The sequence below is a fragment of the Psychrobacter sp. P2G3 genome (assembly GCF_001593285.1).
Lineage (GTDB): Bacteria > Pseudomonadota > Gammaproteobacteria > Pseudomonadales > Moraxellaceae > Psychrobacter.
Window position 1 is genome coordinate 238,686 of sequence record NZ_CP012529.1, and the last position, 14,933, is coordinate 253,618.

The 14,933-nt window shown below is 42.0% G+C and carries 14 protein-coding genes and 2 tRNA genes; 8 read left to right on the plus strand and 8 right to left on the minus strand.

Annotated features, from left to right (window positions below):
* Window positions 1–113 precede the first annotated feature (113 nt).
* Entirely contained in the window at window positions 114–521 is a 408-nt protein-coding gene (locus AK823_RS01005) for a DUF962 domain-containing protein (RefSeq protein ID WP_068033933.1), read from the minus strand.
* 399 nt (window positions 522–920) lie between these two features.
* Here AK823_RS01005 and ppx point away from each other — a divergent pair, with 399 nt between their 5' ends.
* The 3 genes from ppx to tilS all read left to right on the plus strand — a co-directional run bounded on the left by ppx (window position 921) and on the right by tilS (window position 5,207).
* Window positions 921–2,459 carry an exopolyphosphatase gene (gene ppx, locus AK823_RS01010; protein ID WP_068325536.1) on the plus strand — a complete coding sequence of 513 codons (1,539 nt, stop codon included), beginning with the start codon at window positions 921–923 and terminating at the stop codon, window positions 2,457–2,459.
* A 251-nt stretch (window positions 2,460–2,710) separates the two neighbouring features.
* Window positions 2,711–3,514, plus strand: a complete 804-nt coding sequence (locus tag AK823_RS01015; RefSeq protein ID WP_068033939.1) for an acetyl-CoA carboxylase carboxyltransferase subunit alpha — start codon at window positions 2,711–2,713, stop codon at window positions 3,512–3,514.
* Window positions 3,515–3,623: 109 nt separating this feature from the next.
* Window positions 3,624–5,207, plus strand: a complete 1,584-nt coding sequence (gene tilS, locus AK823_RS01020; protein WP_068325538.1) for a tRNA lysidine(34) synthetase TilS — start codon at window positions 3,624–3,626, stop codon at window positions 5,205–5,207.
* A gap of 17 nt (window positions 5,208–5,224) precedes the next feature.
* On the opposite strand, the gene AK823_RS01025 is transcribed toward tilS, so the two are convergent.
* On the minus strand, window positions 5,225–5,740 hold the full coding sequence (locus tag AK823_RS01025; protein ID WP_228138886.1) for a GNAT family N-acetyltransferase: 516 nt from the start codon (window positions 5,738–5,740) through the stop codon (window positions 5,225–5,227).
* A 239-nt stretch (window positions 5,741–5,979) separates the two neighbouring features.
* On the opposite strand from AK823_RS01025, the gene proC reads away from it, so the two are divergent.
* On the plus strand, window positions 5,980–6,810 hold the full coding sequence (gene proC / locus AK823_RS01030; RefSeq protein ID WP_068325540.1) for a pyrroline-5-carboxylate reductase: 831 nt from the start codon (window positions 5,980–5,982) through the stop codon (window positions 6,808–6,810).
* Between the two features lie 93 nt (window positions 6,811–6,903).
* On the plus strand, window positions 6,904–7,473 hold the full coding sequence (locus AK823_RS01035) for a YggT family protein (RefSeq protein WP_068033945.1): 570 nt from the start codon (window positions 6,904–6,906) through the stop codon (window positions 7,471–7,473).
* A gap of 98 nt (window positions 7,474–7,571) precedes the next feature.
* On the opposite strand, the gene AK823_RS01040 is transcribed toward AK823_RS01035, so the two are convergent.
* Window positions 7,572–8,372 carry a hydroxymethylpyrimidine/phosphomethylpyrimidine kinase gene (locus AK823_RS01040; RefSeq protein ID WP_068325542.1) on the minus strand — a complete coding sequence of 267 codons (801 nt, stop codon included), beginning with the start codon at window positions 8,370–8,372 and terminating at the stop codon, window positions 7,572–7,574.
* Between the two features lie 486 nt (window positions 8,373–8,858).
* Between AK823_RS01040 and AK823_RS01045 the strand changes: the two genes are divergently transcribed.
* From AK823_RS01045 to AK823_RS01055, 3 genes are all read left to right on the plus strand, one after another.
* Window positions 8,859–8,948: transfer RNA gene (locus AK823_RS01045), tRNA-Ser, on the plus strand.
* Between the two features lie 185 nt (window positions 8,949–9,133).
* Window positions 9,134–9,210: transfer RNA gene (locus AK823_RS01050), tRNA-Arg, on the plus strand.
* 237 nt (window positions 9,211–9,447) lie between these two features.
* Window positions 9,448–10,101, plus strand: a complete 654-nt coding sequence (locus AK823_RS01055) for an RDD family protein (protein ID WP_068325543.1) — start codon at window positions 9,448–9,450, stop codon at window positions 10,099–10,101.
* Between the two features lie 47 nt (window positions 10,102–10,148).
* Here AK823_RS01055 and AK823_RS01060 read toward each other — a convergent pair whose 3' ends face one another.
* From AK823_RS01060 to AK823_RS01080, 5 genes are all read right to left on the minus strand, one after another.
* The gene (locus tag AK823_RS01060) at window positions 10,149–11,210 is read right to left on the minus strand and encodes a calcium/sodium antiporter (protein ID WP_068033951.1); all 1,062 of its coding nucleotides are present in this window, start codon (window positions 11,208–11,210) and stop codon (window positions 10,149–10,151) included.
* Between the two features lie 186 nt (window positions 11,211–11,396).
* A complete protein-coding gene (gene panD / locus AK823_RS01065; RefSeq protein ID WP_025651868.1) occupies window positions 11,397–11,777 on the minus strand; it encodes an aspartate 1-decarboxylase in 381 nt (126 codons plus the stop codon).
* 244 nt (window positions 11,778–12,021) lie between these two features.
* Window positions 12,022–12,603 (minus strand): aminoacyl-tRNA hydrolase, encoded by a 582-nt coding sequence (gene pth / locus AK823_RS01070; RefSeq protein ID WP_068033953.1) that lies wholly within the window; start codon window positions 12,601–12,603, stop codon window positions 12,022–12,024.
* Between the two features lie 216 nt (window positions 12,604–12,819).
* Window positions 12,820–13,506: a 50S ribosomal protein L25/general stress protein Ctc gene (locus tag AK823_RS01075; RefSeq protein ID WP_068033955.1), complete on the minus strand. Its 687-nt coding sequence runs from the start codon at window positions 13,504–13,506 to the stop codon at window positions 12,820–12,822.
* A gap of 420 nt (window positions 13,507–13,926) precedes the next feature.
* A complete protein-coding gene (locus AK823_RS01080; RefSeq protein WP_068033957.1) occupies window positions 13,927–14,874 on the minus strand; it encodes a ribose-phosphate pyrophosphokinase in 948 nt (315 codons plus the stop codon).
* Between the last annotated feature and the right edge of the window lie 59 nt (window positions 14,875–14,933).

The window sequence follows — 14,933 nt, forward strand, 5'->3', positions numbered from 1 at the left end:
GAGCATCTTACTAAGCCAGTCTAAGCTCTCAAAATATAAAAACACTGGGCTGCAATTTTTAGCAGCCCAGTGTTTTTTATTTATATCCAATATAGCAACTTAAAGGCTTAACTTTATCGTGCCTTATCAAATTTACGATCTTTTAAGCTTAAGTTACCACGCAGTACATCGGTATACATACGAAAGTCGCTAGCAAAGCTCTTTAGTGGAAACTTAAAAGAGGCAGGTTTGTTTTTTTCAAAGAAAAAATGTCCGACCCAAGCGCAAGCATATCCTGCAGCAACGCCTTTTAGTAAGGGTTTTGGCGAACGGGTTTTGACCGACTTTGCCAATCCCAACAAGCCAAAGCTACTACCTGCGAAGTGCAAACGACGGCAAGCCATGTTTTGATGCTCATCCAAATAGAAGTCATAAAACTTCTGCTTTGTTGGGCTCACTGTCTTTATCAAGTCTCTATTGGCATTACCGATACTTTGAGCGTCGGTATTTTTAGTAGTGTTTTGTGTGGTAGTTTGATTCATTTGTTTAGCTTCCTTGCTGATTGTCTATCGAAGACAGGTGTTAGTTCTGATAATTAAAAGGCTTTCTACTTCAATAAAATTTATAGACTGTCATTAAGTGACTGTTATTTATTACAATCTTGATGACTTTCAATGTAGCAAACCGATATCAGTAACACAAGTAATAAGTCTTGATGGAGTGTCTGTTATTTTATTAATTATGTGCTTGACGTTTTACCATAATTTGCGTCACTTGCCACTTTTTGGCATAAATGCTTTAATGGCAAAAATTGCGTCAAATACGTGAGCAGTTTGGTGTAATAAGCACGCGTTTATGTGCTTGTGGCTTTCACACATCTTAGTCGTCTCATTTTGACCAATATCTTCTTTCATTTATCTGACAGGGTAACTATTTTTCCTATGCTCAATAATGACATTATAGATTCGCCGCTTGCTGATGATGAACTGATGGCTGCCATCGATATTGGTTCGAACAGTTTTCATTTAGCTATTGCCCGTCTTGATCACGGTGAAGTTCGAAAAGTGGTTTCCATGTCCGAAAAGGTGCAGCTAGCGGCAGGACTAGATGAGCATAATATTTTAGGCGCTGCTGCTGAGAAGCGTGGTCTTGAATGTCTTAGCCGTTTTGTCGCTCGTCTTGATGCCGTATCACCTGAGCGTATTCGTATCGTAGCAACGAACGCGTTACGCCAAGCCAAAAATGCCAATGATTTTATAAAACGAGCTAACGAAATACTACCGAAGCCCATTGAGATTATTTCTGGACGCGAAGAAGCGCGACTGATTTATCTTGGTGTCTCACATACTAATGCTAGTAGTGATAAGCGCTTGGTTATTGATATTGGTGGTGGTTCTACTGAATTTATTATCGGACAAGGATTTGATCCGCTACTGACTGAAAGCTTGCAGATGGGCTGTGTGGCCTTTACTAAGAAGTTTTTTGCAGATGGGCAGATTACCAAAGAAGCCTTTAATAATGCCATCGTTGCCGCACGTAAAGAAGTGCTAGCTATTAATGGTCAGTATCAAAGGGCGGGCTGGAGTAGTGTCGTGGGCTCTAGTGGTACGATTAAGGCGGTGCGTAATGTACTGGTATCGAAGGGCTGGGCAGATGAGCAAGAGCGTGTCACTTATCAAGGCGTCAAAAAGTTAGAGAAATTGCTGATTAAGATTGGTGATGTAAATGACATTGAGCTGGAGGGTGTGAAAGAACACCGTAAGGCAGTATTCCCAGCAGGCGTAGCCGTACTACGTGCCACTATGAAAGTGCTTGGCATTGAGACTATCGCTTACTCTGATGGGGCGCTACGCGAAGGTGTGATGTATGACATGCTTGGGCGCTTGGCTAGCGAAGATGTACGTGATCGCAGTGTGTTGGCACTAATCAAGCGCTATTCGGTGGATAAAAAACAAGCCAGACAAGTGGTCAGAACCAGCAAACACCTTTTTAAACAAGTTAAAGAAGATTTGCAATTGACCAATGATGATGCTGACGTATTGAGACGTGCGGCATATTTGCACGAGATTGGGCTGGCAATCAGTCATAGTAGCTATCATAAGCATAGCGCCTACTTACTTGAATACTCAGACATTCCAGGATTCTCACAAGTAGATCAAAAGCGTATGGCGCAGTTGATGCTCAACCACAGACGTAAGCTAAAAAGCGATGTGCTTGAGCAGACCTGTAACATTGGCGGTGATAATCTGGTCTATTTATGTCTATTTTTGAGGCTCGCAGTCTTGGCACACCATAGCCGTAGTGAATATGAGCTGCCGGATATACGGCTAGCAATAACTGCTCCCAACTGCTGGCAAATTACTGTCAGCACCGATAAAACACATTATGCTTTTTTGTTTTCAGACCTTTGCGTTGAAATTGAACAATTTGCAAGATGGGGTATTAAGCTTAGCGTTGTTGAAGCCACGTTACCAGCGTAGCCTGTATGTCTCAGGTAGCTAAATAAATACATTACAAAAGCGTTGTTAGCAGTAATGCCGCAGTATATAAATTGTGCTACTATAAGTTTTATTGAGTTTACAACTGTACCTTATTTCTAATTGCCAGTGACAGTTACTTATTGATAGCTTGTTAGGGTCATTTTAGTGAGTCATCAATTTAGCCTCAAATCAATTATTACATGTGATATTGCATCTTATAAATCAGATAAAACGACAAAAGGGAAACGTCTATGAGTACCGTCTGGGATAGCGTTCAGCTTGCACGGCATGCCAAACGTCCATTATTTATGGACTATGTTAATCAGCTGTTTACAGAGTTTGATGCATTGCACGGTGATCGTGCTTATGCTGATGACAAAGCAATTATTGGTGGCTTGGCACGCTTTGATGGTATGCCAGTAATGGTCATCGGACAACATCGCGGTCGTAGTACGCGCGAGCGCATTGCTCATAACTTTGGTATGGCCAATCCTGAAGGCTATCGTAAAGTGATACGTCTGGTGAAAATGGCAGAGCGTTTTAACATTCCGGTAATGACTTTTGTAGATACGCAAGGTGCTTATCCAGGTATTGGTGCTGAAGAGCGCGGACAGGCGCAAGCAATTGCTGAGAGCATTGCGGTATTTTCAAGTCTAAAGGCGCCTATTATCGTCACCATTATCGGTGAAGGCGGTTCAGGTGGTGCATTGGCGATTGGGGTTGGTGATAAAGTAAACATGCTACAAAACAGTATTTACTCGGTCATTTCTCCTGAAGGCTGTGCCTCTATCCTGTGGAAGACCGCTGAGAAAGCACAAGATGCCAGTGAAGCATTGAAGCTAAACGCCATCAATCTTTATCAAATGGGTTTGATAGATGCGGTCATCGAAGAAGGTGAAGGCGCACACCTTCATCCGCAGCCAGTGATGAATTCGCTAAAAGCGCTTCTTCTTGAGCAGCTAGATGAAATCAAAGATATGGACGCAGACGTTCGTTGTGAGCAGCGTTATGAAAAGCTAAAAACCTTTAACTCAGAAGTCATGCTGCCTTGCTGATTTGATATAAAGCTTTTCATATAAGATGCTGAACCTTAATGCTAAAATAAAAACGTGTCATTTTATGGCGCGTTTTTTTGTTTATAAATGTGAATAAATAAGACTGATTATGACTAGTAGTGCCATCTTGCAATATCCTATTGAGCCAGTAGCAGCGTTGCCAATTGATGATGATTTGGCCAAGGCCTTATTGGCCAGTATGGCTGAGTATAGAAGTCAGCTACACGGTCGGCGCATCTGGCTGGCATGTAGTGGTGGCCGTGATTCTTTGGCATTAGCAGCGCTATGTGTGCAGTTATATCGACAAGGTAAACTGCCGTTTTTGCCGCAACTATTGCATGTCAATCATGGGCTACAAGCAGATAGCCATTATTGGGCAGAGCATGTTGCTAAGTGGGCGCACATTCAGCAAGTACCTTGTCAGGTATTAGTCGCCAAGGTAGACGGTCATGATGAGCAAGCGGCGCGGCAAGCACGTTATCAAGTTATGCGTGCCCATATCAATCAAGAGGATGTTCTGCTCTTAGCCCATCATGCTGATGACCAATCTGAGACGGTTTTAATGCGCTTGATTCAAGGGGCAGGGGTCAATGGCTTGTCGGGTATGCAGGCGTGGCGAGTACAATCGCAAGGCGCGCATCGCAATGTATTATGGCGACCTTGGTTGTCGGTACGTCGTGCCACCATCAGTCACTATGCTCAGCAGTTAAAGCTGCCTTATATCGATGATCCTACCAATGAGGCTGGCGATAATGTGCGTAGTGGTTTGCGCCGCGACATCATGCCAGTATTGACCAAGTATAATCCAAACGTCATTGACAATATTGCTCGTAGCGCGCAGTTACTCGCGGACGCTCAGGCTATCGTGAGCGATCAAGCAAAGCAAGACTTGCAGCAAACGGCTATTGTTCCGCCCGCTACTGTTTCGAGTTATCCACCGTTTCAGCGTGTACTGAATATTGATGAGCTACATACATTGCCTGTTTATCGGCAACGGCAATTACTGCACACTTGGCTAACGCAAGATGAACCACTGCCACCGCCTAAACAACTTGTAGATGATGTCTTAAGCTTAACTGAGCGTAATGATCACGACCATCAAACCCAATTAGATTGGCAAGGACGTACCCAACCATACAGCATCCGCCGTTATCGTCAGCAATTATATCGTCTTAGTAGCACTTGGCTCGAATGGCTAGCGTTACCACTTACTGGACAAACGCAAACTTTACCTCATTCAAGTTTGGCTCAAAACGTTTTTGCCAGAAATAGCTTGTCTCAAGATAAGTCAGCAACAGTTACATTGCGTACAGGGAAAGGTGTTGATTGGCAATTAGAGATTGCGCTCAATACCTTGATACAGTCTATAAGCGATAAGTTTATAAGCAATAAAGATGAGATTGATCTGAAGTTTGCGCCATTAGGTCGGCAACAGCGCGTTCAAACTGCTCTCGCCACGCGTCCGCAAGCAGGAAAAAAACTCTATCAAACGCTTGGAGTGCCTGTATGGCTGCGGGATAGCTTAGTGGTCGTTAGTGCTGCATCTGCTCAGAAAGATGAAGAGTTGCCGTTATTGCTAGTATCGCCATTTGAAAGTTGGGTATTAGGAGCTGATAAATCATTAGCAAACGCTAGAAACGATAGTAATACTTTAGAAAGTGCTATCAGAAATGTTCTAAGCGTAAATGAATGAATTTGACTCAGAATGGTTTAAGAAGTTAATTCATCATTTTTTCTTATCATTTTGATATCTATTATTTGAGTACCTTCGTAGCATTCTTGATTATCTTCTCCACTATACTTAAAGCCTAATTTTTTATAGAAATTAATAGCAGTCACATTAGCGTCCAATACCCATAAACAAAAATGGGCATTGCTATTAGATTCTAATATGTCCTGCAACGACGTTTTCATTAATTTGGTGCCTATACCTAGTCCATGAAAGTCGGGTAAAACATATAACGTAGTGATTTCATAATTGTTATTATCAGCAAAGTATCCAATAAATCCCAAACTATTATGACTAGCATCATATGCTATCCAAACGATGACATCGGGATGAGATATCAATTGCTGCCACATTTTCGTCTTTTCAAATAAGCTGTTTTTATCTTTAATAAAAGACTCAGGTAGCAGACCTAAGTAAGCGGCTTGCCAACTTTTGAAGTGGATGCTAGCTATATCGGCAAAATCTTCAAGATTAGCTTTACGAATAAAAAATATCACTTACTCCAGAAGTAGTCCGAAAATTATTTAAATAATAGGCTCCTTAATCTACCAATCAAGCTATGCAAGAGTCTGTAACAATTAAGTGTTTGAACTGGTCCTAACATCACTGCTAGCGTCACCAATTTATCAAACAGCTCCCGTGGCAGTATGGTAGACTAAGTGTCATTTTAGATGTCACGATATACTTTAGAAAACTATACCTTTGAATAACTTGAGTTTTGTTAGTAGGGAATAATATGTCAGTACTAGATAATAAAAAGATCAGCTTTATTGGTGGCGGAAACATGGCGCAAGCTTTAATCAGTGGGCTTATTGCCTGCGGTGTTAAGCCCGAACTAATAACCGTATCAGCACCTAGTGCCGAGACGCGTGAGCAGTACGCTGATCAAAAAATGAACACGGTTGACGCCAGTGCAGATCCAAAGGCTGCGGTCATTGATGCTGACGTCATCGTCCTAGCGGTAAAGCCCCAAGTTATGAAAAAAGTCGTCAGTGAATTTGCTGATGCCCTAGACAACCAGCTAGTGATATCAGTGGCAGCAGGGCTATCGACTGATATCCTCTCTACCATGCTTGGTGGCTACCGTAATATTGTACGCGCGATGCCAAATACGCCTTCTAAAATACAAATGGGTGCAACTGGGTTATGCGCGACTGATGATATCAACGAAGCACAGAAGCAGCTGGCAACAGCAGTTATGGAAGCCTCAGGTCTAGCCATGTGGGTAAATGATGAAGAGCATATGCATGCGGTGACCGCTGTTTCTGGTTCAGCACCGGCCTATGTGTTTTATTTTATCGAATCGATGATTGACGGAGCAGTTGCGTTAGGTCTGGATAAAGAGCAAGCATCCGCGTTAGCTATGCAGACTGTATTAGGCGCAGCCCAGATGACTATTGATAGTGATGACAGTCCAGCCGAGCTACGTCGTAAAGTCATGTCGCCGAATGGCACTACGCAAGCGGCTATCGAATCCATGCAGAGTAATGAGATTGGTCGCCTAATTGCTGAAGCAATGCAGGCCTGCTATGACCGTAGCCAAGCACTAAGTAAAGAAAATGAATAGTCTAATAAGAATTTAATTTAATAAAAAAATCCTTTAATATAAATAAGCCACGGCTGTAATGGCATTTAATAGTGGCACATTGAGTAGCGTTTCATGAACAACATGTTGTTGCAAATTTTTGATTTAGTCACCACTTTCGCCATGATGCTGGTGTTTATCCGCTTTATGCTGCAGTTTGCAGGGATGGATGCAAGCAATCCTATGATTGCCCCTGCTTATAAAGCCACGCGTATCGTAGACACGTTTGGACGCATTTTTCCGACGGTTGCTCAAGGTCGTATAAGCATTGCGGCGATTGTGCTGATGTTTTTAATCCGATTGATTGATATCTCTGGTAAAGCCGCGTTAACGCATAAAGGTATTGCGCCTGCACCGTTGTTTTTCGCTGGTACCACCAGTTTGATTTTAGACTTTTTACGCATGTGCCGCTATTTAGTTATTGGTTCTATTATTGTGAGCTGGATTGTGGTGTTTACCAAATCTGAGCATCCTATCATTGGTATCATCATTAATTTGGCTGAACCTATCTTAGCGCCGTTTCGCCGCATCACGCCAAACTTAGGCATGCTTGATTTATCGCCAATGGTTGCCTTTGTTGCTTTTCTTCTGCTCGAGATGTTTATCGGCGGCTTGGCAGCGAGCTTTATGCCAATGTTGGGCTAAGCAATATTTCGTATCCAATATTATTCTTAAAAATATTTACTATAAAAAAGACGCTCTCTTAATAGGGCGTCTTTTTTTATGCCTGTTCTCATTTAAGTTTACTTTTGAAAAGTGATAAAGCGGTTCGGTATCAATTGTGCGCTGCTATCTTCAGGATGTGGACTATCTGCTGCAATCAGCGTTTGCGTAATCCAGCGATCAGCAGCTTTGACCGCAGCAATCAGCTCGTCACCCATCGCTAAACGTCCAGCGATGAAGCTGGCTAATGAACAGCCAGAGCCATGAAATTCGCCTTCTAAGCGTGGCAAAGTACTTTGATGTACCATTTCACCGTGCACATACAAGTATTGCTCTATATCGCCACTATCAAAGTCGTGAGAGGTTTTAACCAATACAGCATGACTCCCTTGCGCACATAATTTTTGCGCAGCAATATGTAGATCTTGTTCACCGCTTAATGCGCGTAGTTCATGAGTATTTGGCGTGATTAGCGTAGCGTAGGGGAGCAGCTCTTTGAATGCTGTGACCAACGTTTGCTCATCGCCCAAGCTACCACCACTATTGGCAACTAACACAGGATCAAGGACAAAAGGCGTATCTTCATTGATAGTCTGCTGCGCAAATAAGCGCGTCAACATAGCAATGTTGTCTGTGGTGCCAAGCATGCCCGATTTAATAGCGCGAACTGGTAAATCATTAAGTACCGTTATTGCCTGATCCTTTACCAGTGTTGCAGCACAAGCGTCAAAGCCAAATACCTGTTGCGAGTTTTGCACAGTAATAGCAGTACAGGCGACTGCGGCATGTCCACCTGTTGCTCCGATTGCTTCAATATCTGCTTGTAGCCCTGCACCACCTGAAGGGTCTAATCCAGAAAAACATAACACCACTGGTCGCATAACGTTCCTTTTCGTATTTTATTATGATCATCAAATAAGACAGTCATTTGACTACTCTCAAACGACTACTAAATAGTTAATGTGTATTTACCAATTATTATTAGTTATTAATCACTATAGCTAGCCTAATCCTAAAAAGCCATAGTAGTAGGCTACATCTTCAATTACGGGTTCTTCGATTACGAATCCTTCAATTGCAGATACTTTAGTTATAAGTGAGGTAGTTATAGATAAGCTACTTCAAAACCATTCAAAACGCAGTTAAAGTTCTAAAATAAAGGCTTATAGACCCCTTAAAATGCCTATTATCTAAAATTAATCAGAAAGTGTCATGAAAATGACGGGTAACGCTTGCAATTCGTTTCGGCTTTGTTATAATACTCGCCCACGACATAAGACGTATCATTAGCATCGATACTATGTTTAGAAAGGATATTTGTTTAAAAGTATTTTTACAAATATCTTGATAAGTGTCTTAAATCGTTCGGTGAAGTGGGTGAGTGGCTGAAACCAGTTCCCTGCTAAGGAACCATACGTGTAAGCGTATCGAGGGTTCGAATCCCTCCTTCACCGCCATTTATTCGGTTTATTGTTAGATTATAATGCAGTATATCGATGTGAAATAGTTTTAAAAAACTGTAATAGAAAATATCCTATTTTAAGTAATAAAACATATTGACATCAGCTGGATTATCTATATAATAGCCAACCTAATTTACTGTAAATGTTATTTAAAAAGCAGTGAATGATGTGCAAAATACGCGCCTGTAGCTCAGTTGGATAGAGCACTTGGCTACGAACTAAGGGGTCGGGAGTTCGAATCTCTCCAGGCGCACCATTTGCATACTAGCTTACTTGTTAATATAACTGCTAAGCTTAAAGAACATCTAAATCAATCGCCTGTCTTATGACAATTTGGCGATTTTTTTATGTCTGCTATTTTTATAAAAATACTATCTTTGTTTTCAACTCAAATTCTCTTTCTTTGTCTGTCTTCTCTTATCATAATGTACGATAAGTACCTGAATTACGGTACAATGGCAGCACTATTCATTGCTTGCTATGAGCTTGTATCATGTCAAAAAGTACGTCGAAAGCTGCCATTAAGTCAAAGTCTCAAAAAAATACTCCTCAACAACAGGTGCCTCATATTGAAGAGCCTACGATTGCCAAACCAATGGCACGTATCGTCGCTATTCTCTATGATGGGATGTTGATTTTGGCGTTATTGTTCTTAGTAGGGACAGTGCTAACGGTTATTGGGACGCTGCTCACCATGGAGACAGGGACGCAGTCTGAACAAGCACAATCGCTGCCGACATGGTATCAGAACTTTATTATGACCCCATCCTTTATACTGACGCTAGTGGCCTTTTACGGTTTATTTTGGCGTCGAGGGGGTCAGACACTAGGTATGCAGACATGGCGACTGAAAACCGTCAATAACGCCGGACATCTGTTAACGTGGGGTCAGTCATTTAAACGTATTCTAGCGGCTGCTTTGATGCCGTTGATTTTTGGCATTATTGGTAGTCTGATAGGTGGCTCACGCGCTATTTTACTAACCAGCGCATTTCTGGGCTTGGTTTTTAACTACGTATTTTGCTTATTTAATCGCCGAGGCTTAGCGGTACAAGATATGTTGTCAAATACCATTACTTTAAAAATGCCAAAAGTAGCGCATGAAGGTTTGTGGCGCGGCTTTAGAAACCGTAAGCAAAATAAGTAGCTGAAAAATGTCATTGTTTGAGTAATAATTAATAAGTATACGATTGATTATATATTTGCTGTTTGGATTAGCCATACAGTATAGCCAACAAAGAATAGTATCATTGTGATGCCAGATGTACGGCCAAATTTGCGGTTGGAGATAAAGGCAAAGACACACATTACAAAGAGCAGCGAAGTAATCAGCCCCATTACCAGTACATCACGAGATAAGATCATTGGATTTGTTGTAATCGGTGCAATAATTGCTGCCAGTCCTACTACCCCTAGCGTATTAAAAATATTAGAGCCGATAATATTACCAAGTGCCATATCGTGCTCACCATGACGAGCTGCGGCAAGACTTGCGACCAGCTCTGGCAAGGATGTGCCAATAGCAACAATAGTCAGCCCAATAATCAACTCACTCAATCCCCAAAATGTCGCTACCTCAACTGCGCCCCATACAATCGCACGTGAGCTCAAGACTAACATCAGCATACCTACGAACAAGCTCCCTAACCCGCGTGCTAAGCTTGGCTCTATATAGCCTGAGTCTGTAATTTTTGCTGTCGCGCCTTGTATTTCTGTTTCCGTACTTCTTATATCCTTGCTTTCTACTGCGACGTTGCCTTTGGCGAGATTGTTTTCTTCAGGGTTATCATTATATTCTAAGCTGCCCGTACGTAAGCTAAGCACGATTTGAACGCCTAAGACGATTACTAATAAGACTAATAACAATATGCCATCAGCTAGGCTTAGTACGCCGTCACGCAACTGCCATGCTGCTAGAGCAGTAATCAGCAGCAGCATGGGCATGTCGCGCGCTATGATGCTCTTATGGATGATGATAGGGCTTATGAGGACTGTCGCGCCTAATACCAGCGCAATATTAATAATATTTGAGCCATAAGCATTACCCAAGGCAAGCTCAGGACTACCGTCTAGTGCTGCCAATACCGATACCACCATTTCAGGTGCTGATGTCCCTAAACCTAAAATCAGAACCCCAATCAGAAAACTTGGTAGCCCCAGCTTTTTTGCTAATGCAGTTGCGCCATCAATAAAGACATCAGCGCTCCAAACGAGAATCGCTAAACCAACCAGTATTGCAATAACTGCCAACCACATGAGTACTTTCCTTTACGAATAATGAATGAGTAATTTGCTTTTAGTTGATATAAAAAAAGCCGAACCACAATTTGGATTCAGCTTTTGGATAGGAATAAATATTTTGACAGATCCAATACTAGGACATGCCCTAGCTATTTATAAAGATAAGTACTTTTGAGTACCAACTTTAACGACTATTAAGTATTAAGCCACTTGTACGGGGATAATATTGGCTGTGTCTTTGACCGTATTATCTTCATTGCAATAGACCAGTTTTGGCTGATAAGTCTCGGCTTCTACTTCATCAAAGTGAGCATAGGCGCAGATAATGACGATATCGCCTAGGTCAGCCATATGAGCTGCGGCACCATTTAATGAGATGATACCAGAACCAGCTTCAGCGCGAATAGCATAGGTGCGAAAGCGCTTGCCATTGGTCACATTGTAGATGTCGATAGATTCATTTTCACGTAGACCAGCAAGATCTAGCAAATCACCATCGATACCGCACGAGCCTTCGTAATGAAGCTCAGCATGCGTGACGCGGGCACGGTGCAATTTGCATTTAAGCATATTAAGTAGCATGAATTGCTTCCTTAGCGTAACAAAAGTAATCAGTTAATGGGGACAGATAGCTTTAAATAAAAGGTTAAGTAAAAATCTTGTTAGTTCAGTTTGCGTTATATGCCCACTTATAAAACACGAAATAGCGCTATTAACTATTTAATAAAAGCAGATATTTACAATAAAACGTCTGCTGTTTCTTGATAGTAAGCATCAAATTCCGAGTAAAAAAGTGACAAGTTTTGAACAGAAGGTATCATACCGCTCAGTCGGGCAGTTTAAAACCATTAATCTGCGAACGCGCGCGTTCAATATCGCCATCTAATAATAAAGGCAGCGCCTCAAAAGCCGCAGTTAGCGCACTATCAATCGCGATTTGCTCATCGGGAGAAGCTTTTGAGAGCACATGTCCGCTTACTTTAGACTTATGACCCGGATGACCAATGCCGACACGCAAGCGATGAAAATCATTGCCAATATGCGGGGTGATATCACGCAAGCCATTATGTCCGCCATGGCCGCCATCTGTTTTGAGCTTAATGCTGCCAGCAGGAATATCTAGCTCGTCATGGGCAATCAGTAACTCGTCATTATCAATGCCATAAAACTTGACCATTGGTATCACAGACTGTCCAGATTTATTCATAAAGGTCGATGGCATCAATAGGCGCACATCATGACCATGAATCTGCCCACGTCCTGTTACCCCGTGAAATTTTTTGTCAGGGGAAAGCGTAATATTGAACTGCTGCGCTAAATGATAGACGAACCAAAATCCTGCATTATGACGCGTAAACATATACTGCTGCCCAGGATTTCCAAGACCGACGATAAGCTTTATGGACATGAGAATACTCTGCTTCAATTCAATAAATAATCATGCACAAATAAGTGAGACTTGTATCATTCATTTGTTACATTCTGAAAAAATATAGTTTGCAATCCTAATATTCGCAAACCGCACTTACAAAAACAGCAGGAGACATCAATCCCCTGCTGTTTTTTAATTAAACGAACCTTGTATTACATAGCAGACGTTAGGTCGCTATATAAAGGTTGTTTATTATTCGCCGTCTTTGTCTTGATTAGTAGCTTCTGCGCCTTGCTCAGTGGCAGGTACGTCAGCTGCATCAACGTCTTCAGCGTCTTCGTCAACTTCTTCAACCGTTGGTGGCTGCATGTTAACGATAGTACGATCATGCGCGTCTTCCATATCAAGATCGAAGATAATAACGCCTTCAGGTAGTTTGATGTCTGATAGACGGAACAAATCACCGATTTCCATACCAGATACGTCAACTTCTAGGTATTCAGGAAGCTGTGATGGTAGGCAAACGATTTCGATATCAGAAACTAGCGTAGATAAGACACCACCAGCTTTAGTGCCTGGCGCTTCTTCACGACCAGCGAAATGCACAGGAACGTTCATGTTAATTTTCTGACCTTTTACAACGCGCTGGAAATCAGCATGCATTGGGAAGCCTTTAGCTGGATGGCGTTGTAGGTCTTTGATAACAACTTGATGCGTTTCGCCGTCAACATTTAGAGTCAAAATGTGTGAGAAGAAAGCTTCGAATTCAAGTGATTTTACTAACTCGTTAATTTTGATAGAGATAGCTGTTGGCTCTTCACCACCACCATAAATGATAGCAGGAACAAGATTCTGCTTACGTAGGCGGCGGCTCGCACCTTTACCTTGTAGCTCAGCAGAACGATCAATTGCGTTTAGTTCAAAATGATTAATACTCATGGATATAATCCTATAAAAAGAATGAGGAAGTGTCTGGTCATAAAAAAGTGGATTTGCGACCAATCCACTAATAGGTGGTGATGGTTAAGATTTACAGTTAACAATAAAATTCGTAACCAGTAAATTTAGCCATTTGCTTATTGTAATGATTTTTATGACATTAATTATCAATTTAATCGTTACTCTTAAGCATGATCAGCACTTTTGAGAATGCCAACCAGATTAAAAGACAAACGGTCGGCACAGGCGCGCATTATACGTGGTTTTGTAGCAATAATAAAGACCTACGCAAAATGACTGTGCAATCCTAATAGGTAAAAAAAGCGCCAAGTGCTGACACTTGACGCTTTTTTTTAAACTTAAGCAGTGTTTTATAACGAGCATTGCCAAAAGAAAGTAGGGCAAGTACTCAGTAAAAACCTAAGCATCAAACATAGCGCTGATAGATTCTTCGTTATTAATACGACGTAAGCTCTCAGCTAGCATTGGTGCGATAGAGATCTGACGGATTTTGCTACAAGCTTTGGCCGCATCAGATAAAGGAATAGTATCGGTAACCACGACTTCATCTAATGCTGATTCAGAAATATTTTTGAGCGCATTACCTGATAGTACAGGATGGGTAATATAGGCTAAGACACGACGTGCGCCACTTTCTTTTAGCGCTTCTGCTGCCTTGCATAGAGTACCTGCAGTATCAACCATATCATCGACGATGACACAATCACGGTCACGTACATCACCGATAATGTGCATCACTTGTGATTCATTGGCACGCGCACGGCGTTTATCAATAATCGCCATGTCGGTATCGCCTAATTGCTTGGCCATCGCACGTGCACGAACAACACCACCAACGTCAGGTGAAACCACCATGATGTTGTCGTAATCTTGTTTTTTGAGATCATTCAATAGAACAGGGGTGGCATAGATGTTATCAACAGGAATATCAAAGAAACCCTGGATTTGATCTGAATGCAAATCGACAGTCATAACACGGTCAATGCTAACGATGTTAAGCATATCAGCGACGACTTTAGCCGAAATAGGTACACGAGCTGAACGTGGACGACGATCTTGACGAGCATAACCAAAGTAAGGCATCACGGCGGTAATACGACCCGCACTTGAACGACGCAAAGCATCGGCCATCATCATGATTTCCATCAAATTATCATTGGTAGGTGCACAGGTAGGTTGCATGATAAACACGTCTTTACCGCGTACGTGTTCTTTGATTTCTACAGCGATTTCGCCATCAGAAAAGCGAGTAACGTCAGCTTTACCAAGAGGAATGTGTAGGTGGTCGGCTACGGTTTTCGCTAATTCAGGGTGGGCATTACCCGTAAAAATCGCCAAATAAGGCATGACTGAAGTCCTATTGATTGACTCAAGCAGCGACCGCTAAGCAGTGTCTAACTGCTCAA